We start from the raw sequence: 20,835 nt of genomic DNA on the forward strand, positions 1-20,835 counted from the left end.
CTCGCTGTGTTGTATTTCAAAGGAACCTCGACCATCCGAAATCCCCGAAGGGATCCGCATGGACGGGGCATCAACATATCTGGCGTTGATTTTTGGCACGCTGTTGAGTTCTCAAGGAACGGACGCTTCCTTCGTACTCACCCTCACGGGCTTTCCTCCGGGCGCTTCCCTTCGTTCTTGCGTTTCCGACTCTATCAGATCCTTTCGGCGTCTGATTCCCAGTCAGAGGGGGTTGCCTTCCCGGCTGTTGGGCCGTTCCGACGAGTGAGACTTTAGCGGATTCCCGACCCCCGCGCTAATCGGGGGCCTGCGTCCTTTCGAACGCGGATTCCTCATTTCGTAAATACGCATGCCAATAAAACGACAGCCGCCGGATCGACGGAAGTCGAACAGTGGTTGGTACTTACGGAATGGCTGTCCGGGGACCGACCGGAGTCGGCGCTCACGTCGGACAACTCGGAGAACACTACGTACCGGTCCTGGGCGTGTCAACTCGCCTGCGGACCCCACTCGGGAGGCGTAACCTGGGCTCATGACTACGCGTACGTGCACCCAGCTGTGGTGGGCCGCCTGACGGCGGCCGGACTCACGTATGCACTCAACGGCCGCCGCCTCGGCGGCCGTTCTCGTATCTCCTCCGGATCTCCGAGGGGCGGCCGCCCGGGACGGCGGCCCGAATCGGAGAGGGAGTAGAGATGACACGGGTCTTCAGTGGGATCCAACCGACCGGGCACCTGACGCTGGGGAACTACCTGGGGGCCATGCGGCGGTGGGCCGAGACCGACCAGCATCAGGCTGACGCGCTGTTCTGTGTCGTGGACCTGCATGCGCTGACCGTGGAGCACGATCCGGCGCGGGTACGCAGGCTGAGCCGGCAGGCGGCGACGCTGCTGCTCGCGTCGGGGCTGGATCCCGAGCTGTGCACGCTGTTCGTGCAGAGTCATGTGGACGAGCATGCGCGGTTGTCGTATCTGCTGGAGTGCGTGGCGACCGACGGCGAGATGCGGCGGATGATCCAGTACAAGGAGAAGGCCGCGAAGGAGGCCGCCCGCGGCAGGAGTGTGCGGGTGTCTCTGCTGACGTATCCGGTGCTGATGGCGGCGGACATCCTGGCGTACGGGACGGACGACGTGCCCGTCGGGGAGGACCAGGCGCAGCACGTGGAGCTGGCGCGGGACCTCGCGGTTCGGTTCAACCAGCGCTACGGGCACACGTTCACGGTTCCGCGGGCCACGCTTCCGAAGGTCGCCGCGCGGGTCATGAACCTGCAGGAGCCGACGCGGAAGATGGGCAAGTCCGACGACTCCGGGCTGGGGGTCGTCTATCTGCTGGACGAGCCGGACGTCGTGCGGAAGAAGGTCATGCGCGCGGTGACCGACAGTGGTCGCGAGGTTGTCTACGACCGTGAGGAGCAGCCCGGCCTCGCGAATCTGCTGGAGATCCTCGCGGCCTGCACAGGTGGGAACCCGGAAGCCCTGGCCGGTGTATATGAGTCGTACGGCTCCTTGAAGAAGGACACCGCAGAGGCCGTGGTCGAGTTCCTCAGGCCCGTACAGGAGAGGCACAGTGCGCTGTGCGCCGATCCCGGCTATGTGGAAGGGGTGCTGCGGGATGGTGCGGACAAGGCTCGGGCGATGGCCCGGCCCACGGTGGATGCCGCTTATCGCGCGATCGGGCTGCTGCCGGCTGTCCCGGAGACCGGGGTGGTCGGGGGCGATACGGCCGACGGGGCGTTGGTCGATACGGGCGTCGTTGATACGGACGTCGTTGATACGGATGTCGTCGATACAGGCGTCGTCGATACGGACGTCGTGCTGAACGCTGCCCGGTAGGCGCGTGGGCTGGTGGCGAGGCGCGATGCGAAGTGCTGGCGCATCGTGACCTCGCTGCCGAAGCCGGCGCGGCGGGCGATCTCGGGCATGGGCAGGTCGGTGCGTTCGAGGAGCCTCTGGGCTGCTGCGACGCGCTGATCGAGGAGCCAGCGCAGCGGCGTCGTGCCGGTCTCGGCGGTGAAGTGGCGGGCGAAGCTGCGTGCGGACATGCCCGCGTGGGCGGCCAGATCGGCGACGGCGAGCGGTTCGTGGAGGTGGCGCAGGGCGTATTCGCGTACGTCGGCCAGGGCGTTCGCGTCGCGGTCCTCGTGTGGGGTGGGGTGTTCGATGAACTGCGCCTGGGTTCCGGTGCGGAAGGGCGCGGTGACCATCGAGCGGGCGATGGTAGCTGCCGCTTCTGCGCCGTGGGCCCGGCGGACGAGATGGAGGCAGAGATCGATCCCGGCTGCGGTGCCGGCGGCGGTCCAGATGTTGTCGTCCTCGATGAAGAGGGCGTCGGGGACGACGGTGATGTGGGGGTGGTGCGCGCGGAAGACGTCGATGAGGTTCCAGTGGGTGATGGCGCGGCGGCCGTCGAGAAGGCCGGCCTGGGCGAGGGTGAAGGCGCCGCCGCACAGGGCCGCGATGGTGGTGCCGCGGGTGTGTGCGCGGCGGAGGGCGTCGAGGACGGGGGTGGGTGCGGGGGTGAGGTGGTCGTCGAGGCCGGGGATCACGATCAGGTCGGCGCGGGAGAGCCAGCCGAGGGTGCGGTCGGGAAGGAGGGTGAGGCCGCCGCGCATGGGGACGGGTGTGGTGTCGGCGGCGACGCGGCGCAGGTCGAAGGCGGGGGCTCCGCGGTCGGTGCGGTCAGTGCCCCAGACCTCGGTGATGACGGAGACGTCGAAGGCGCGGATGCCTGGGAAGGCGACGAGGGCGACGCGATAGGCGTTCTTCGCTGCTCTCTCCGTGTTCTCCGTGTTCTCCGTGCTCCCCATGCCTGGCAGTAAATCATCGATCGCTGTCTTTTCGCCCTCTGGGGTGGGCAGGCCTCCGGCAGGAGGATCGACGGTATGGAGATCGCAGAGAACGCAGCGCTGGTGGTCGTGGACGTGCAGAAGGGCTTCGACGAGGCCGACTTCTGGGGCACGCGGAACAACCCGGAGGCCGATGACAACATCGCTTCGCTCATCGACGTGTGGCAGTCGACGGGGCGGCCGGTCGTGTTCGTACGGCATGACTCGTCGAAGCCCGGGTCGCCACTGCGGCCGGGGTACGAGGGGAACGACTTCAAGGAGTACGTGGAGCAGCGGCGCGGAAAGGGGGCCGGTGGGGCTGAGTTGCTGATCACGAAGACCGTGAACTCGGCGTTCTACGGCACGCCGGACCTGGACGCCTGGCTGAAGGCGGAGGGGAGCGGGCAGTTCGTCCTGGCCGGGATCCAGACCAATATGTGCGTGGAGACGACGGCACGGATGGGCGGGAATCTGGGGTACGACGTGGTGGTCGCGTACGACGCGACGTACACGTTCGATCTGGAGGGGCCGTTCGGCTGGCGGCGGAGTGCGGACGAGGTCGCGCAGGCGTCGGCGGTGTCGCTGCACGGGGGCGGCTTCGCGCGGGTGGTGACCACCAAGGAGGTGGTGGACGCGGCTAGGTGACCGCCCCCGGTGGGCGTCAGTCCTTCTTGCCGGTGGCGAGCGCGCGGCTGCGGTCGCGGGCGGCTTCGAGGGCGGCGATCAGGGCGGCCCGTACGCCGTGGTTCTCGAGTTCGCGGATGGCGTTGATGGTCGTGCCCGCGGGGGAGGTGACGTTCTCGCGGAGTTTGACGGGGTGTTCGCCGCTGTCGCGGAGCATGATCGCCGCGCCGATGGCGGACTGGACGATCAGGTCGTGGGCCTTGTCGCGGGGCAGGCCGAGCAGGATGCCGGCGTCGGTCATGGCTTCGACCAGGTAGAAGAAGTACGCGGGGCCCGAGCCGGAGAGGGCGGTGCAGGCGTCCTGCTGGGACTCGGGGACGCGGAGCGTCTTGCCTACGGCGCCGAAGATCTCTTCGGCGTGGGTGAGATGGGCGGCGGTGGCGTGGGTGCCGGCGGAGATGACGGACATGGCCTCGTCGACGAGGGCCGGGGTGTTCGTCATGACGCGGACGACGGGGGTGCCGGCGGTCAGGCGCTCCTCGAAGTAGGAGGTGGGGATGCCGGCGGCGCCGCTGATGATCAGGCGGTCCGTGGGGACGTGCGGGGCGAGCTCGTCGAGCAGGGTGCCCATGTCCTGGGGCTTGACCGTGAGGATGAGGGTGTCGGCGGTCTTGGCGGCTTCCGGGTTGGTGACCGGGGTGACTCCGTATCGGCTGCGGAGTTCTTCGGCCCGTTCCTGGCGGCGGGCGGTGACCAGGAGGTCGGCCGGGGCCCAGCCTGCGCGGATCATTCCGCTGAGCAGGGCTTCGCCGATCTTTCCGGTGCCGAGGACTGCGACTTTCTGGGTCATGGCTGCGGTGCCCTCCGGGGGTTGCGTCGTCCGGGTTCATCCTCGCACCGGGGGTGGGAGGACGGCTCGGTTGTCCGGTGGGCGGGACGTCGGCGAGGGCCTGCGGTGCGGGGCCGGATCAGGCCGTCCTGCGGCGCAGGGTCGCCGCGCCCAGGCCCAGGACCAGGAGGGCGCAGCCCGCGACGATCAGGGCGTCGCGTACGAAGTCGGCGGTCATGTCGGTGTGTTTGAGGACTTCGTTCATGCCGTCGACGGCGTACGACATGGGCAGGACGTCGGAGATGGCTTCGAGGGCGGGGTGCATGTTGGGGCGGGGGGTGAACAGGCCGCAGAGCAGGAGTTGGGGGAAGATCACGGCCGGCATGAACTGGACCGCCTGGAATTCGGAGGCCGCGAAGGCCGAGACGAACAGGCCGAGGGCGGTGCCGAGGAGGGCGTCCAGCAGGGCGACCAGGAGGAGCAGCCAGGGGCTGCCGGTGACGTCGAGACCCAGGAACCAGACGGCGAGACCGGTGGCGAGGGCGGACTGGATGATCGCGATGATGCCGAAGGCGAGGGCGTAGCCGGCGATCAGGTCGCCCTTGCCCAGGGGCATGGCGAGGAGGCGTTCGAGGGTGCCGGAGGTGCGTTCGCGCAGGGTGGCGATGGACGTGACCAGGAACATCGTGATGAGCGGGAAGATGCCGAGCAGCGATGCGCCGATGTTGTCGAAGGTGCGCGGGCTGCCGTCGAAGACATAGCGCAGCAGGAACAGCATCAGGCACGGGATGAGGATCATCATCGCGATGGTGCGCGGGTCGTGGCGGAGCTGGCGCAGGACGCGGGCCGCCGTGGCGGTGGTGCGGGAGACGTTCAGGGCGCGGGCGGGGGCGGGCGTGGTCGCCGTACCGGCCAGGGGGGTTGTGGTGGTCACCGGGTGGTCTCCTTCTCGCGGGCGGCGGCCGTCGCCTCGTCGACGAGGTGCAGGAAAGCCGCCTCGACCGTCTCGGAGCCGGTGCGGGTGCGCAGGGCGTCGGGGGTGTCGTCGGCGAGGATCTCGCCCTCGCGCATCAGCAGCAGGCGGTGGCAGCGCTCGGCCTCGTCCATGACGTGGGAGGAGATGAGGAGTGTGGCGCCGCGGTCGGCTGCGATGGAGTGGAACAGGGCCCACAGGTCGCGGCGCAGGACGGGGTCGAGGCCGACCGTCGGCTCGTCGAGGACCAGGAGTTCGGGGGTGCCGAGGAGCGCGACCGCGAGGGAGACGCGGCTGCGCTGGCCGCCGGAGAGGTTGCCGGCGAGGGCGTCGGCGTGGCTGGTGAGGTCCACGTCGGCGAGGACCCGGTCGACTTCCTGGCGGCGGTCGGCGGTGGCGCGGCCGGGGGCGAGGATCGAGGTGAAGTAGTCGAGGTTCTGGCGGACGGTCAGGTCGTCGTAGACGGAGGGGGCCTGGGTGACGTAGCCGATGCGGGTGCGCAGGGCGGGGTGGCCGGCCGGGCTGCCCAGGACGTCCAGGGTGCCGGTGACCTTGGCCTGGGTGCCGACGATCGCGCGCATGAGGGTCGACTTGCCGCAGCCGGAGGGGCCGAGCAGGCCGGTGATCTGGCCGCGCGGGACGGTGAATTGCAGGCTCCGCAGGACGGTGCGGGAGCCGCGGACGACGGTGAGACCTTCGGCCCGGACGGCGGGGGCGGAGGGTGCGGGGGGCTCGGTGGGCGGGCCCGAAGAGTTATTCACCATACGATGAATAATGGGCGGCGGCGAGGGCGCCGTCAAGCGCCGCGGGTCGCCGCGCGTGGTCATGAGCGCGGGCCGCCGCGCGTGGTCATGAGGTGGTGGCCACCAGGAGTTCGACGACGTAGGTCTCCTCGACGATTCCGTCCGGGAAGACCGTCAGCAGATGTTCGCGCTCCTCGCCGAGGAAGGCGCTTGCGCGCTCCTCGCCCTGGACGAGGAAGATCGAGTGGCTGCCGATGTTGGCGAGATGGGTGTCGACGGGGACGTGCCGGCTCCAGCGGACCCGGCGGTGGGTGAACCGGAGGCGGCCGCTGGGATCGGCGAGGGCCGTGCGCACGCCGCTGCCGTTTCGGTCCACGACCCCGTCGGCGCCGAAGTGGCGCCCGATCCGGACGGTCTGCGCATCGATCCACGGCACGTCCAGGGCGCTGGTGTTCCACCACAGCGCGAGCGCGCCGCCGGGGCGCAGTACGCGCAGGGCCTCGGGGACGGCGCGGGCGGTGTCGGTCCAGTGCCAGGCCTGGGCGTAGGTGAGGAAGTCGGCGGAGTCGGTGGCGAGGGGCAGGGCGTTGCCGTTGCCGCGGACGATCGGGATGCCGGGGTGTGCGCGACGGAATTCCGCCGCCATGCCCGCACCGGGCTCCACCGCGACGACGTCCGCGCCCCGGGCGGCCAGCAGCGAGGTCGCGATACCGGTCCCGGCGCCGACGTCCGCGACGACCGCGCCGGCGAGGGGGCGGCCGGCCAGTTCCTCGACGGTGTCGAAGAGGGCCGGCGGGTAGGAGGGGCGGTTCGCGGCGTACTGGGCTGCGGCGGAGTTGAAGGAGTGGGCGCGAGTGGTGCGGGAGGAGGCCGTCATACGGCCATGGTGACGCCGCTGCGTGCGGGGGGCAGCAAGTTTTCGCTGAGAGGCGGTTCCGTCGGCGGCGAGCCGGTGCCCCCGTCGCTCAGTTGCGGCGGCGCTTCTTGGCCGGGTGGCCCGAGCGGCGGGTGCCGCGCTTCTCGTGCCGTGCGCGGGCCGCCTCGTACTCCTCCCGGTGGAGCTTCTCTCCCGGGGCCTCGGTCAGGGTGCGGAAGAAATAGGCGAGGAGTGAGCCGACGAAGCCGATGGCCAGCAGGCCGCGCAGGGATGCCTGCCGGTCGGGGTCGGGGCGGCGGGTGAAGGACTCCCAGGTGTTGCGGAAGGCCAGCGCGCTGCAGATCGCGAACATGGCGACGACCAGGACGGTGACGAAGGAGCCGATGTCGGCGATCTCGAGGCCCTGGAAGGCGAAGCGGAGGATCAGACAGGAGGCGACGGCTGCGACGAGCGAGCCGACGGCCGCGCCGACCCTGCGCAGGGTGTAGCCGTCGTCGTGGTTCACCCAGGTGGTGCCGAAGAAGCGCAGGGGTTCCGGGCGGGGGCCCGGGGAGCCCGCGGGGGGTGCCGGGGTGCCGTTATCGTCGCTCACGTGACGATTATGGCTCCGGGGCGGGGGCGGGCTCCCTCGGGGAGGGGGCGCTCGACGCTCCACGGCGGCGGGCGTCACCTCTGGTGAGGAGGATCAGGACTCGTGAGTCGGATCAGGAAGTGCAGCGGTCGGCGACGTAGCCGTCGCTGCCGGTGAGGACGTAGGAGTCCGAGACGAACTGGCCGTTCGCGATGTTGTCCCAGATGTTGGAGGTGCCGTAGGGGCCCGTGACCCTCGTGCCCGGGGTCTGGCAGTAGATCGGGACCCTGGAGCCCTCCGGCAGGACGCGTACGACGCTGTAGCCGGTGCCGGGGCCGTTGCGGACGTTCAGCCGGACACCCGGAGCCACCGAGTAGTAGCGGACAGAGGCTGCCGCCAGGGTCTCCGCCCCGTCCGCACCCTGGGCACCCTCGGCTTCCCCGACTCCTTCGACGCGGTCAACAGACATGTAAAACCTTCCCCGTTGGTCCCCATGGCTGTCATGGGGTCCCATTGATTCCCTTAAAACACGCCATGAAACACATGTACGTAACTCGCACACGGAGACTAGCAAGCCGCCTCTGTCCCGTACGGCACATCGACTAGGCTCCGAGCGTCGCGCGCGCGGACGAACAGCACGGGGGTGGTCCCATGGCGCCACAGGGAAACACCGGAGCGGGCGCGGAAGCGGAACTTCCCGAGTACGCCGGTCACTACCGCCTGGAGTCATGCCTCGGCTCGGGCGGCATGGGTGTGGTCCACCTTGCGCGCAGCACCTCGGGGATGAAGCTCGCGGTGAAGGTCGTACACGCCGAGTTCGCCAAGGACCCCGAGTTCAGGGGCCGTTTCCGACAGGAGGTGGCGGCCGCGCGACGGGTCAGCGGCGCCTTCACCGCACCTGTCGTGGACGCCGACCCGGAGGCCGAACGGCCCTGGATGGCCACGCTGTTCATCCCCGGCCCCACGCTCTCCGACGAGGTGAAGCGGAACGGCCCCATGCCCGCTGCACAGTTGCGCCGGCTGATGGCCGGGCTGGCCGAGGCGCTGCGCGACATCCACCGGGTCGGCGTGGTGCACCGGGACCTCAAGCCGAGCAACGTGCTGCTCGCGGACGACGGTCCGAAGGTCATCGACTTCGGCATCTCTCGGCCAAAGGACAGCGAACTGCGCACCGAGACGGGCAAGTTGATCGGCACCCCGCCGTTCATGGCGCCCGAGCAGTTCCGGCGGCCGCGGGAGGTCGGTCCGGCCGCGGACATCTTCGCGCTCGGGTCGGTTCTGGTGCACGCGGCGACGGGGCGGGGTCCGTTCGACTCCGACAGCCCGTATGTCGTTGCCTACCAGGTCGTGCACGACGAGCCGGATCTGACCGGCGTACCGGCCAACCTCGCGCCGCTGTTGCTGCGTTGCCTCGCCAAGGAGCCCGAGGACCGGCCGACGCCCGACGAGCTCATGCGTGAACTCCGGTCGGTGGCGGCCTCGTACGACACGCAGGCCTTCATACCGGCGCAGCGCACGATACCGACGCAGCGCACGGACGGCGTGCCGAAGCCCGCCGGGCCCCGGGAGCCGCAGCGGCGGCCCCGAAGACGTTCCGGCAGGAAGGCGATCCTGACGGCGGCCGCGGCACTCGTCCTGGTGGCCGGCGCAGCACTCGCCTCGGTCCAGCTGCTCGGCGGCAGCAGCCCCGCGTCCGAGGACGGCCACTCCCCTACGGCGTCTGCAGCACGGCCCCGCGCATGGTCGGTGAAGCCGGTGTCCAAACACCCGGGCGCACCCCAATGCTCGTACGGGACACGGCAGTTGATCTGCGCCAGACCCGGGGTGGTCTTCGCGCTGGATCCGTCCGACGGCACCGTCCTGTGGCGCCATGCGGTCGCCAAGGGGTTCAGTACGGTGCCGCCGGTCCTCGCGGGCGGCCTCGTACAGCCGCAGACCCAGCAGGGGCCGCGGCTGGAGGCGCTCGACCCCGCGTCCGGCAAGGCGCGCTGGCAGCGCGGGACGTCCGCGTACACCGGCATACGGGCCGCCGGGGGGATACTGCTGCTCACGCACGCCGACGGGACGGTCACCGCCGTGGACGCGGCGTCGGGGAAGACCAGCTGGAGCCACCGGATACCGGGCCAGGCCAAGCCCTACTTCGTCTCCTTCACCGGGGACCCGCTGGCGTACACGGCCGAGTCCCCCGACGGTTCGAAGACCCGGGTCACCGCCGTGGACCCGGCCTCGGGAACCGTGCGCTGGACGGCCCGCCTGGCCGGCAACCTGAGCCCGGTCGGCGTCCACGACGGCTCGCTCTTCTTCCTCTCTGTCAGCAAGGCCTACGGCGACACGGACGCCGTCGTCCGCTACGACCCCGCGTCCAGGACCACGCGCCGGGTGGCGCTGCCGGTCGCCCGGTCGAACGCGCAGGCGACCGTGCGGGGCGACGTCGTGTACGTCCTGGGCACGGACGGCTCGCTGGACGCCATCGGTGTGGACGCGCGCAAGCGTCTGTGGCATCTGGAGACGTCCGTGAGCCGCAGTTCGGCCCCCGTCGCCGACGGCGGGCACGTGTATCTCTCGACGGGCGACGGGCGGCTGCTCGCCGTCGACGCCGCCAACGGGCGCCTCGTCGGACAGACCCCGGCACGTCCGGGCGCCGAGTCACAGGTGGCCTCGTCGCTGCCCGGTCCGGTGGTCGCCGACGGTCGTGTCTACGCCACCGCCGGCGACGGCACGGTCTTCTCCGTCGACGCCCGCGACCCCGGCGCCTGGTGACGGGCTGGGGGGCTAAGGAGCTAAGGGGCTGGTGAGGGGCTGAGGCAGGCGAAAGGGCCGCCCCCGAAGGAGCGGCCCCCGCACGATCGTTCACCCCGGATTCAGCCCAGCTTCGACACGTCCCGCACCGCGCCCTTGTCGGCGCTGGTGGCCATCGCGGCGTAGGCGCGCAGGGCCGCGGAGACCTTGCGCTCGCGGTTCTTGGGGGCGTGGACGCCGCCCAGGGCCGCCTCGCGGCGGGACAGTTCGGCGTCGTCGACCAGCAGCTCGATCTGCCGGTTGGGGATGTCGATGCGGATGCGGTCGCCGTCCTCGACCAGGGCGATGGTGCCGCCGCTGGCCGCCTCCGGGGAGGCGTGGCCGATGGACAGGCCCGAGGTGCCGCCGGAGAAGCGGCCGTCCGTGACCAGGGCGCACGCCTTGCCGAGGCCGCGGCCCTTCAGGTACGAGGTCGGGTAGAGCATCTCCTGCATGCCGGGGCCGCCCTTGGGGCCCTCGTAGCGGATGACGACGACGTCACCCTCCTTGACCTGCTGGGTGAGGATCTTCTGGACGGCCTCCTCCTGCGACTCGCAGACGACCGCCGGGCCCTCGAAGGTCCAGATCGACTCGTCGACGCCGGCGGTCTTCACCACGCAGCCGTCGACGGCGAGGTTGCCCTTGAGGACGGCGAGGCCGCCGTCCTTGGAGTACGCGTGCTCGACGCTGCGGATGCAGCCCTCGGCCGTATCCTCGTCCAGCGCCTCCCAGCGCTCGGACTGGGAGAAGGCCTCGGCCGAGCGGACACAGCCCGGGGCCGCGTGCCACAGCTCCACGGCCTCCTGCGACGGGGAGCCGCCGCGGACGTCCCAGGTCTTCAGCCAGTCCGCGAGGGAGGGGCTGTGGACGGCGTGCACGTCCTCGTTCAGCAGGCCCGCGCGGTGCAGCTCGCCGAGGAGGGCCGGGATGCCGCCGGCGCGGTGCACGTCCTCCATGTAGTACGTGCGGTTCTTGGCGACGTTCGGGGCGACCTTCGCCAGGCACGGCACACGGCGCGAGACCGCGTCGATCTCCTCCAGGCCGAACGGGACGTCCGCCTCCTGGGCCGCGGCCAGCAGGTGCAGGATCGTGTTGGTGGAGCCGCCCATCGCGATGTCGAGGGCCATGGCGTTCTCGAACGCGGAGATGGAGGCGATGCTGCGGGGCAGGACCGTCTCGTCGTCCTGCTCGTAGTAGCGCTTGGTGATGTCCATGACCGTGCGGGCCGCGTCCACGTAGAGCTGCTTGCGGGCCGTGTGGGTCGCCAGGACCGAGCCGTTGCCCGGCAGGGAGAGGCCGATGGCCTCGGTCAGGCAGTTCATCGAGTTGGCGGTGAACATGCCGGAGCAGCTGCCGCAGGTCGGACAGGCGTTCTCCTCGATACGGAGCATGTCCGCGTCGGAGATCTTGTCGTTGACGGCGTCCGACATCGCGTCGACCAGGTCGAGCGTGCGGACCGTGCCGTCCACGAGCGTCGCGCGGCCGGACTCCATGGGCCCGCCGGAGACGAAGACCGTGGGGATGTTCAGGCGCAGGGCCGCGTTGAGCATGCCCGGCGTGATCTTGTCGCAGTTGGAGATGCAGACCAGGGCGTCGGCGCAGTGCGCCTCGACCATGTACTCCACGCTGTCCGCGATCAGGTCGCGCGAGGGCAGGGAGTAGAGCATGCCGCCGTGGCCCATCGCGATGCCGTCGTCGACCGCGATCGTGTTGAACTCGCGCGGGATGCCGCCCGCCGCGATGATCGCCTCGCTGACGATCCGGCCGACCGGCTGCAGGTGGGTGTGGCCCGGCACGAACTCCGTGAAGGAGTTGGCGACCGCGATGACCGGCTTCCGGCCGATGTCCGCACCGGGTACACCGGAGGCGCGCATAAGGGCGCGTGCGCCCGCCATGTTGCGGCCGTGGGTGACTGTGCGGGACCTCAGCTCGGGCATCGTCGCTCGCTCCTTCAGACAGATAGGGCTGCCCACGAGGTTACGCCCGTCATCCAGAGGTCGGGACGCAGTGTCCGCAATACGGGACGTGCGTCTCGGAGTACCCGATGAGAATCGGATCAGGGCCCGGTCGAATGTCTCTGTACGACCGGGTCAGGGACCGGTCGAATGTCTCTGTACGACCGGATCAGGGACTGGTCAGATGCCCCTGCACCACCGGCGCCACCCGCGCGATGACCTGCTCGATGTCCGCCGAGACCAGCGGCTCCACCTTGATCACGTACCGCAGCATGGCGCAGCCCACGAGCTGGGCCGCCGCCAGTTCGGCGCGCAGCTCCGCGTCCGGCAGATCCAGCTGGGAGGCGATCCGGCGCAGCAGCTGGGAGGCGACGAGGCGGCGGAAGACGGCGGCCGCGGCCTCGTTGTTGACGGCGGAGCGCACGATCGCCAGCAGGGGCGTACGGGTGGTGGGGTTCTCCCAGATGCCGAAGATGAAGCGGGTCAGCCGCTCGCCGACCTCGGCGGGCGAGCCCTCGGCGAACGCCTCCGGCGCGTTCAGCGCGGGCGCGAAGGCGACCTCGATGGCGGCCTCGAAGACCTGCTCCTTGGTGCCGAAGTAGTGGTGCACCAGGGCCGGGTCCACGCCGGCCGCCTTGGCGATGCCGCGCACGGACGTCTTCTCGTACCCCCGCTGGGAGAACTCCTCGCGGGCGACGCTCAGGATGCGGTCGCGGGTGCCGGCGGACTCGGTACGGGTACGGCGGCCCCGGCGCCGGGACGCGGTGTCGGTCACGGCCGGGGCACCTTCACCGCGGACGCGAGATGGAGCCGGGTGAAGGCGAGCGCCTCCGCCAGATCGGCCTCGCGTTCGGCGCCGGACATCGCGCGCCGGGTGTTGACCTCGATGACGACATGGCCGTCGAAGCCGCTCAGCGCGAGCCGCTCCAGCAGCTCGGCGCAGGGCTGGGTGCCGCGCCCGGGGACCAGGTGCTCGTCCTTGGCCGAGCCCCTGCCGTCGGCGAGGTGGACATGGCCGAGCCGGTCGCCCATCCGGTCGGCCATCTGCAGCGCGTCGACCCGGGAGGTCGCGCTGTGGCTGAGATCGATCGTGAAGTGACGGTAGTCCTCCTTCGTCACGTCCCAGTCGGGGGCGTACGCGAGCATCTCGCGGTCGCGGTAGCGCCACGGGTACATGTTCTCGACGGCGAACCGCACATCCGTCTCCTCGGCCATGCGCCAGATGCCGGTGACGAAATCGCGTGCGTACTGCCGCTGCCAGCGGAACGGCGGATGTACGACGACCGTGTCAGCGCCGAGCTTCTCCGCGGCCGCGCGGGCGCGCTGGAGCTTGACCCAGGGGTCCGTCGACCACACGCGCTGCGTGATGAGCAGGCAGGGGGCGTGAACGGCCAGGATCGGGATGCGGTGGTAGTCGCTGAGTCTGCGCAGCGCCTCGATGTCCTGGCTGACCGGGTCGGTCCACACCATGACCTCGACCCCGTCGTACCCGAGGCGCGCGGCGATCTCGAAGGCCGTCGCCGTGGACTCCGGGTACACCGAGGCCGTGGACAGCGCGACCTTCGCATCCGGGATGCGCACGACTGGCTCCGCCATGCTGGACAGATTACGGGTTGGGGTTGGCTGCCGAGGGACGCCTCTGCGCCGTTGTGAGGTTCGCCATAGAGGAGTGCCGCTCGCAGCCGGCGCTCGCGCTGTTGCCCGCGCCCCTTCGGGCGCTACATCGACCCCATGTGATCCAGGTGCCGCAGGATGACGCCCTCGCGCAGCGCCCAGGGACAGATCTCGAGCTTGTCCACGCCGAACAGGTCCATGGCGCCCTCGGCCACCAGGGCGCCGGCGAGGAGCTGGCCCGCGCGCCCCTCGGACACGCCCGGGAGTTCGGCGCGCTGGGCCGCCGTCATCCCGGCCAGCCTGGGGACCCACGCCTCCAGGGACTCGCGCTTCAGCTCCCGCTGGACGTACAGGCCCTCGGTGGAGCGTGCGGCGCCCGCGATACGGGCCAGCTGCCGGAAGGTCTTGGAGGTGGCGACCACGTGGTCGGGGGTGCCGAAGCGGGTGAACTCGCCCACCGTGCGGGCGATCTGGGCCCGCACATGGCGGCGCAGGGCACGTATCGAGTCCGGGTCGGGAGGGTCGCCGGGAAGCCAGGCGGCGGTCAGCCGGCCCGCGCCGAGCGGCAGGGAGACCGCGGCGTCGGGCTCCTCGTCGATGCCGTAGGCGATCTCCAGGGAGCCGCCGCCGATGTCCAGCACCAGCAGCTTGCCCGCGGACCAGCCGAACCAGCGGCGGGCGGCGAGGAAGGTCAGCCGGGCCTCCTCCTCGCCTGTGAGGACCTGCAGCTCGGCGCCGGTGTCCTCGCGCACGCGCGTCAGGACGTCGTCGGCGTTGCTGGCCTCGCGCACGGCGGAGGTGGCGAAGCAGATCAGGTCCTCGACGCCCTTGTCCTCGGCCGCCTGCATGCACTCCTTGACGACGTCGATCAGCTTTCCGACGCCGTCGGGGTCGATCGCCCCGCGGGTGTCGAGGATCTGGGCGAGGCGCAGTTCCTCCTTGTGCGAGTGCGCGGGCAGCGGGCGTGCGCCCGGGTGCGCGTCCACCACCAGCAGATGCACCGTGTTCGATCCCACGTCGAGGACACCGAGTCTCATGTACGGAACGCTACTGCCAGCTGGGCGCTCCTCCGTAGGGGACGGTGCCTCGGGAGCCGTAGGCTGGTTCCGTGCCAAAGACGAAAACGGCGAAGAAGGACAAGTCCGCCAAGGGCTCTTCGAAGGTGAAGCCGGCCAGGACGGCGAAGCAGTCGAAGAAGGACCTGGAAGCCGACGAGAAGGGCCTCGATTTCGCGCGCGCATGGGTGGAGTTCCCTGATCCGGCGGACGACGAGCAGGTCTTCCGGTGCGATCTGACATGGCTGACCTCCCGCTGGAACTGCATCTTCGGCAGCGGCTGCCAGGGCATCCAGGCGGGCCGCGCGGACGACGGGTGCTGCACGCTCGGTGCCCACTTCTCCGACGAGGACGACGAGAAGCGCGTCGCCGGGCATGTGGCGAGGCTCACCCCGGAGATCTGGCAGCACCATGACGAGGGCATGGAGCACGGCTGGGTCTCCGAGGACGAGGACGGCGACCGCCAGACCCGCCCCTTCCAGGGCTCCTGCATCTTCCAGAACCGCCCCGGGTTCGCGGGCGGCGCGGGCTGCTCGCTGCACATCCTGGCCCTGAAGGAGGGCCGGGAGCCGCTGGAGACCAAGCCGGACGTCTGCTGGCAGCTGCCGGTGCGCCGGACCTACGACTGGATCGACCGGCCCGACGACACCCGCGTACTGCAGGTCTCGATCGGCGAGTACGACCGCAGGGGCTGGGGCCCGGGCGGCCACGACCTGCACTGGTGGTGCACCTCGGCAACCTCGGCCCACGGCGCGGGCGACCCGGTGTACATCTCCTACCGCGCAGAGCTGACCGAACTGATGGGCAAGGCAGGCTACGACCGCCTGGTGGAACTCTGCGAACAGCGCCTGGCCGCCCAACTACCGCTGGTGGCACCGCATCCGGCGGACCCGGTCGCGTAGGGCTGCCCGCAGCTGGAAGCTGCGCCCGCGCTGGGGGCGGGGGCCGTCCAGGGCACAACTCCCGATCAGGGCCCGGCGCCCATGCAGGATTCGGCGCCCGGCCCGGGGACGACTCCCGCCCGGAGGGCCCCATCCGCTCTAAGTGTTCGCTCGCGGCGGCGTGCGGCTCGGGTCGCCGCCGACGTAGGGCAGGGCCGAGCTCGCCGGTTGCTGACACGCCATCCGGACCCGATCGGCTAGGACCGTCCGCACCCGTCGTCCGCGCCAGCCGCGCCCGACCAGGCTCCGGCTCCCTCCAGGGGCCCCGCGTCCGCCCGGAGGGCCCTATCCGCCCGAGGTGTCCGCTCACGACTGCGTGAGGCTCGGATCCCCGCTGCCGGAAGGCCACCGCGCCGAACTCGTCGCCTGCCGGCCCCGCCGCACCCGGTGAGCCCGGTGAGTCCGGTCGACCGGAACCGCCCGCACCCCCGATCCCCGCCCGCCCCGCGTCCGGTGCGCGCTCAGTGCCCCGCTCCCGCCCGGAGGGCCCCATCCCCCCGAGTCGTCCGCTCACGACTGCGACGGACTCGGGTCCCCGCTGTCCGAAGGCGGTGGGGTCGAGCTTGTCGGCGCCGTCGGGGTGGGGTCGGTTGGAGACGGGGACGAGGACGAGGGTGGGGGGCTCGACGGGGGGTTTGAGGAAGTTGGGGCGGTCGGGGTGGGGTCCGGGTCCGGGGAGGTCGGCGGGGTTGACGGGGTGCTCGGGGATGAGGAGCCGGGGGCGGGGGCGTTGCCGTAGCCCTCGATGGAGATCACGGCGCCGGCCGGTGCGACGGCGACTCGGGCCCTCCAGGGGCCGGAGGGCTCGCGCAGGTGGTCGACGTACACCTTGATCGTCAACGAGTGGCCGGGCCTGAGCGTTCCCGAGGACTGGCTCAGATAGAGCCAGGAGGCTCCGGTGGACGCGGACCAGTGCACCGGCGCAGGTCCGGTCGCGGCGAGCGTGACGAGTGTGGTGTCGCCGCTGTTGCCGGCCGAGACGTCGAGATGGCCGCTGCCCTTGCGTCCGGTGCCGGCGACGCTGACGACCTCCACGGAGACGTCCGGGGCGTTGCCCTTGCCGAAGCGGCCGCCCGGCTTGTCGCTGGCGTTGCCGGCGTTCTCGTAGCCGCCGCCCGCCGCCTCGCCGTCGAGGCTGCCGGGTCCGTGCGCCTCGCTGGCGGTGGCGGAGCGGCCGTCCGCGCCCTCGCCGGCCGGTTCGCCGCGGTAGGCGGCCCACAGCGCGAGCACCGGGGCGGCCACGACGGTCGCGACGACCGTGGTGGTGACGGCACGCGCGCGTAGCCGGTCCCTGCGGGCGGCGCGGTCCTTGGGGTCCATCGGGAAGCCGCGCCGGTCGAACCGCGGTACGGCGACGCCACGCGCGCGTGGATGGTGCGCGATCGCCCGGTGCAGGAGCGCGCGGGGCGCCTCCAAAACCGGCAGTTCGGCCGGGGTGACCATCGCGCCGGGCCAGCGCCCGGGGATGGCGCGCTCGGCGCTGCGGCGGCACCGGGGGCAGTCGTCGACGTGCCGGACGAGCTCCCTGCGCAGGGCGGAGCTGAGCACCAGCTGGTTGTCCCCGGTGAGCCGGGCCACCCCCGGGCAGCCGCCCGCCTCGACGACCGCGAGCGCCGCGCGCGTGCGCTCGACCTCGCAGGCCGCGGAGGCCAGCAGTTCGCGCGCGGTGGCCAGGTCCAGGCCCAGCACGGCGGCGACCTCGTGGGCGGCGAGGTGGTGGCGCACGGCGAGTTCGAGCGCCTCGCGCTGCTCCGGAGTGGTGCCGGCGGCCTCCGGCCAGGCGAGCAGGGCCAGTTCGCGCCCCCGCTGCTCCTGGACCTCCTCGGCGACGGGCGGGCTGTCCGGGTGCTGCCGCTCGGCGCCGCCCGTGCGGCCCGCCGCGTGCGTGCCCTGACGTTTCTGCTTGGCCTCGGCCAGCTTGCGCAGACACGACCAGCGGGCCAGCGCGTACAGCCAGGCCCGGCGATCCCCCGCAGCGTCCGGACCCCGGCGCCGCTCGGCGAGCGCGAGGGCGTCGCCGAGGGCCGCGGTGGCCGCGTCGTGGTCGCACAGCACGGACAGGCAGTAGGTGAACAGCCCGTCGAGATAGGGCTCGTGGCGCTCGGGCGGCCGCTGCGCCAGCGTGCGCGCCGCGGCGCGGTCGCGTGCCTCCCGGCGCGCCCGGTGTGCGCCGGTGATACGGGGCGAGGTCTCCGAACTGCTGCTCATCACCCGTGGACCGTAGGCGGCTCGGGATGGCCCCTTCTTCCCCCTTGAGCACTTTTAATCCGTACGGGTGAAACGATCCCTCAATCGGGGACAGGAACGGTTCGTTCCGTGGCCGGTTCGAGTCGGTGATGGCTTGTTCACGGCGCGAGAGAAGGCGGCGCGGTCCGGGATCCTCCGCGCCGCGGGGCGTTGTCAGTGGCCTCGGTTACGGTTCTCGACATGGCTGCCCGCACCAAGACCACCAAGGACCGTCCGTCCTACCGCTGCAAGGAATGCGGCTGGCAGACGGCCAAGTGGCTCGGTCGCTGCCCCGAGTGCCAGGCCTGGGGGACGATCGACGAATACGGCGCGCCCGCGGTGCGTACGACGGCGCCGGGGCGCGTCACCACCTCCGCCGTGCCCATCGGCCAGGTCGACGGCCGCCAGGCCACCGCCCGCAGCACCGGGGTTCCGGAGCTGGACCGGGTGCTCGGCGGCGGTCTGGTGCCCGGCGCGGTGGTGCTGGTCGCGGGCGAGCCCGGCGTCGGCAAGTCGACGCTCCTGCTGGACGTGGCGGCCAAGGCGGCGAGCGACGAGCACCGCACGCTGTATGTCACGGGTGAGGAGTCGGCGAGCCAGGTGCGGCTGCGCGCCGACCGCATCGGGGCCATCGACGACCATCTGTATCTCGCCGCCGAGACCGATCTGGCCACCGTCCTCGGCCACTTGGACGCGGTGAAGCCCTCGCTGCTCGTCCTGGACTCCGTGCAGACCGTCGCCTCCCCGGAGATCGACGGCGCCCCCGGCGGCATGTCCCAGGTCCGCGAGGTCGCCGGGGCGCTCATCCGCGCCTCCAAGGAGCGCGGCATGTCCACCCTCCTGGTGGGCCACGTCACCAAGGACGGCGCCATCGCCGGGCCGCGCCTGCTGGAGCACCTGGTGGACGTCGTCCTCAGTTTCGAGGGCGACCGGCACGCGCGCCTGCGCCTGGTGCGTGGCGTCAAGAACCGCTACGGCACCACGGACGAGGTCGGCTGCTTCGAACTGCACGACGAGGGCATCACGGGCCTTACCGACCCGAGCGGACTTTTCCTGACCAGACGTGATGAACCGGTCCCCGGCACCTGTCTGACGGTCACGCTGGAGGGCCGCCGCCCCCTGGTCGCCGAGGTCCAGGCGCTCACCGTCGACTCGCAGATCCCCTCCCCGCGCCGCACGACCTCGGGCCTGGAGACCTCCCGCGTCTCGATGATGCTGGCCGTCCTGGAGCAGCGCGGCCGGATCACCGCGCTCGGCAAGCGGGACATCTACTCCGCGACGGTCGGCGGCGTGAAGCTCTCGGAGCCCGCCGCCGACCTCGCCGTGGCCCTCGCGCTGGCCTCGGCCGCGAGCGACACCCCACTGCCGAAGAACCTGGTCGCGATCGGCGAGGTCGGCCTCGCGGGCGAGGTCAGACGGGTCACGGGCGTGCAGCGCCGGCTCGCCGAGGCGCACCGCCTGGGCTTCACCCACGCGCTCGTTCCGGGCGACCCCGGCAAGATCCCTCCCGGCATGAAGGTCCTGGAAGTCGCCGACATAGGAGACGCTCTGCGGGTCCTTCCGCGCTCCCGTCGCCGAGAGGCCCCGCGGGACGAGGAGGACCGCCGGTAGACTTTGCCCAGGTCTCGCCCGTCCGTCCGAACAGAGTGTGCGATACGGGGGCGCCCCAGAACCTGCGACCGGAGGAGTGCAGTGGCAGCCAACGACCGGGCAGCAGCTCCCGGAAAATCCGGTGGGAGTTCCGGTGCCGATGGCCTGATGCGCGCCTCACTGAGCGCCGTGGCACCCGGCACGGCACTGCGCGACGGGCTCGAGCGGGTACTCCGCGGCAACACCGGCGGTCTCGTCGTGCTCGGCTTCGACAAGACCGTCGAGTCCATGTGCACGGGCGGCTTCGTGCTGGACGTCGAGTTCACGGCCACCCGCCTGCGCGAGCTGTGCAAGCTCGACGGCGGCATCGTGCTGAACTCCGACCTGTCGAAGATCCTGCGGGCGGGCGTGCAGTTCCTGCCCGACGCGACGATCCCGACCGAGGAGACGGGCACCCGCCACCGCACGGCGGACCGGGTCAGCAAGCAGGTCGGCTTCCCGGTCGTCTCGGTGTCGCAGTCCATGCGCCTGATCGCCCTCTACGTCGACGGCCAGCGCCGCGTCCTGGAGGACTCCGCGGCGATCCTCTCCCGCGCCAACCAGGCCCTCGCGACCCTGGAGCGCTACAAGCTCCGCCTGGACGAGGTCGCGGGCACGCTGTCGGCACTGGAGATCGAGGACCTGGTGACGGTCCGGGACGTCTCGGCGGTGGCGCAGCGCCTTGAGATGGTGCGCCGTATCGCCACCGAAATCGCTGAATACGTGGTCGAACTGGGCACGGACGGCCGCCTGCTCGCCCTGCAGCTCGACGAGTTGATCGCGGGCGTGGAACCCGAGCGCGAGCTGGTGGTCCGGGACTACGTCCCCGAGCCCACCGCCAAGCGCTCCCGCACGGTCGACGAGGCGCTCTACGAACTCGACGCGCTCACCCACGCCGAGCTCCTGGAACTGCCCACGGTGGCACGGGCGTTGGGCTACACGGGAGCTCCGGAGACGCTGGACTCCGCGGTCTCGCCGCGCGGCTTCAGGCTGCTGGCCAAGGTGCCGCGGCTGCCGGGCGCCATCATCGACCGTCTCGTGGAGCACTTCGGCGGCCTGCAGAAGCTGCTCGCCGCCAGCGTCGACGATCTGCAGACCGTCGACGGCGTGGGCGAGGCCCGTGCGCGCAGCGTGCGCGAGGGCCTTTCGAGGCTGGCGGAGTCGTCGATCCTGGAGCGGTACGTCTGAGGACCGCC

17 protein-coding genes and 1 pseudogene are annotated in these 20,835 nt (G+C 71.2%); 6 read left to right on the plus strand and 12 right to left on the minus strand.

The genetic code is table 11. The features are described 5' to 3' along the window. The first annotated feature begins 695 nt into the window (after window positions 1-695). Entirely contained in the window at window positions 696-1,832 is a 1,137-nt protein-coding gene (gene trpS, locus JYK17_RS35535) for a tryptophan--tRNA ligase (protein WP_108011066.1), read from the plus strand. Here trpS and JYK17_RS35540 read toward each other — a convergent pair. Next, window positions 1,814-2,806: pseudogene (locus tag JYK17_RS35540) on the minus strand (GlxA family transcriptional regulator); the annotation flags it as partial. The gene trpS and the pseudogene JYK17_RS35540 overlap by 19 nt on opposite strands. Window positions 2,807-2,881: 75 nt before the next feature. Here JYK17_RS35540 and JYK17_RS35545 point away from each other — a divergent pair. Then, window positions 2,882-3,469: a cysteine hydrolase family protein gene (locus JYK17_RS35545; RefSeq protein WP_108011064.1), complete on the plus strand. Its 588-nt coding sequence runs from the start codon at window positions 2,882-2,884 to the stop codon at window positions 3,467-3,469. Window positions 3,470-3,485: 16 nt separating this feature from the next. On the opposite strand, the gene proC is transcribed toward JYK17_RS35545, so the two are convergent. The 6 genes from proC to JYK17_RS35575 all read right to left on the minus strand — a co-directional run bounded on the left by proC (window position 3,486) and on the right by JYK17_RS35575 (window position 7,910). Next, window positions 3,486-4,298: a pyrroline-5-carboxylate reductase gene (gene proC, locus JYK17_RS35550; RefSeq protein WP_108011062.1), complete on the minus strand. Its 813-nt coding sequence runs from the start codon at window positions 4,296-4,298 to the stop codon at window positions 3,486-3,488. Window positions 4,299-4,416: 118 nt separating this feature from the next. Beyond that, complete coding sequence (locus tag JYK17_RS35555) at window positions 4,417-5,211, minus strand: ABC transporter permease (protein ID WP_222812016.1); 795 nt, start codon at window positions 5,209-5,211, stop codon at window positions 4,417-4,419. Further along, window positions 5,208-6,014 carry an ABC transporter ATP-binding protein gene (locus JYK17_RS35560; RefSeq protein WP_108011058.1) on the minus strand — a complete coding sequence of 269 codons (807 nt, stop codon included), beginning with the start codon at window positions 6,012-6,014 and terminating at the stop codon, window positions 5,208-5,210. The genes JYK17_RS35555 and JYK17_RS35560 overlap by 4 nt, the downstream gene beginning before the upstream one ends. An 85-nt stretch (window positions 6,015-6,099) precedes the next feature. Next, on the minus strand, window positions 6,100-6,870 hold the full coding sequence (locus tag JYK17_RS35565) for a class I SAM-dependent methyltransferase (RefSeq protein WP_222812017.1): 771 nt from the start codon (window positions 6,868-6,870) through the stop codon (window positions 6,100-6,102). 88 nt (window positions 6,871-6,958) lie between these two features. Beyond that, entirely contained in the window at window positions 6,959-7,462 is a 504-nt protein-coding gene (locus tag JYK17_RS35570; RefSeq protein ID WP_108011054.1) for a hypothetical protein, read from the minus strand. 112 nt (window positions 7,463-7,574) lie between these two features. Further along, window positions 7,575-7,910, minus strand: coding sequence for an SH3 domain-containing protein (locus tag JYK17_RS35575; RefSeq protein WP_108011052.1), 336 nt, complete (start codon window positions 7,908-7,910; stop codon window positions 7,575-7,577). 182 nt (window positions 7,911-8,092) lie between these two features. Between JYK17_RS35575 and JYK17_RS35580 the strand changes: the two genes are divergently transcribed. Further along, the gene (locus tag JYK17_RS35580) at window positions 8,093-10,201 is read left to right on the plus strand and encodes a serine/threonine-protein kinase (protein WP_222812018.1); all 2,109 of its coding nucleotides are present in this window, start codon (window positions 8,093-8,095) and stop codon (window positions 10,199-10,201) included. A gap of 101 nt (window positions 10,202-10,302) precedes the next feature. Here the strand turns inward: JYK17_RS35580 and ilvD are convergent, their stop codons facing one another. The 4 genes from ilvD to JYK17_RS35600 form a co-directional block, all read right to left on the minus strand. Further along, window positions 10,303-12,156 carry a dihydroxy-acid dehydratase gene (gene ilvD, locus JYK17_RS35585; RefSeq protein WP_108011048.1) on the minus strand — a complete coding sequence of 618 codons (1,854 nt, stop codon included), beginning with the start codon at window positions 12,154-12,156 and terminating at the stop codon, window positions 10,303-10,305. A gap of 187 nt (window positions 12,157-12,343) precedes the next feature. Beyond that, entirely contained in the window at window positions 12,344-12,949 is a 606-nt protein-coding gene (locus JYK17_RS35590) for a TetR/AcrR family transcriptional regulator (RefSeq protein WP_222812019.1), read from the minus strand. Further along, window positions 12,946-13,770 carry a sugar phosphate isomerase/epimerase family protein gene (locus JYK17_RS35595; protein WP_108011044.1) on the minus strand — a complete coding sequence of 275 codons (825 nt, stop codon included), beginning with the start codon at window positions 13,768-13,770 and terminating at the stop codon, window positions 12,946-12,948. The genes JYK17_RS35590 and JYK17_RS35595 overlap by 4 nt, the downstream gene beginning before the upstream one ends. Before the next feature lie 122 nt (window positions 13,771-13,892). Next, the gene (locus tag JYK17_RS35600) at window positions 13,893-14,825 is read right to left on the minus strand and encodes a Ppx/GppA family phosphatase (RefSeq protein ID WP_108011042.1); all 933 of its coding nucleotides are present in this window, start codon (window positions 14,823-14,825) and stop codon (window positions 13,893-13,895) included. 71 nt (window positions 14,826-14,896) lie between these two features. Here JYK17_RS35600 and JYK17_RS35605 point away from each other — a divergent pair, with 71 nt between their 5' ends. Beyond that, entirely contained in the window at window positions 14,897-15,745 is an 849-nt protein-coding gene (locus JYK17_RS35605) for a DUF3109 family protein (protein ID WP_128802619.1), read from the plus strand. Window positions 15,746-16,294: 549 nt separating this feature from the next. On the opposite strand, the gene JYK17_RS35610 is transcribed toward JYK17_RS35605, so the two are convergent. Beyond that, complete coding sequence (locus tag JYK17_RS35610) at window positions 16,295-17,992, minus strand: BACON domain-containing protein (RefSeq protein ID WP_261996501.1); 1,698 nt, start codon at window positions 17,990-17,992, stop codon at window positions 16,295-16,297. A 219-nt stretch (window positions 17,993-18,211) separates the two neighbouring features. On the opposite strand from JYK17_RS35610, the gene radA reads away from it, so the two are divergent. Together radA and disA are read left to right on the plus strand one after the other, a co-directional pair. After that, the gene (radA, locus tag JYK17_RS35615) at window positions 18,212-19,621 is read left to right on the plus strand and encodes a DNA repair protein RadA (RefSeq protein ID WP_108011037.1); all 1,410 of its coding nucleotides are present in this window, start codon (window positions 18,212-18,214) and stop codon (window positions 19,619-19,621) included. A gap of 81 nt (window positions 19,622-19,702) precedes the next feature. Then, window positions 19,703-20,827 (plus strand): DNA integrity scanning diadenylate cyclase DisA, encoded by a 1,125-nt coding sequence (disA, locus tag JYK17_RS35620; protein WP_128802616.1) that lies wholly within the window; start codon window positions 19,703-19,705, stop codon window positions 20,825-20,827. Window positions 20,828-20,835: the final 8 nt, after the last annotated feature.

The sequence above is a fragment of the Streptomyces plumbidurans genome, from assembly GCF_019857225.1.
GTDB classification, from domain to species: domain Bacteria; phylum Actinomycetota; class Actinomycetes; order Streptomycetales; family Streptomycetaceae; genus Streptomyces; species Streptomyces plumbidurans.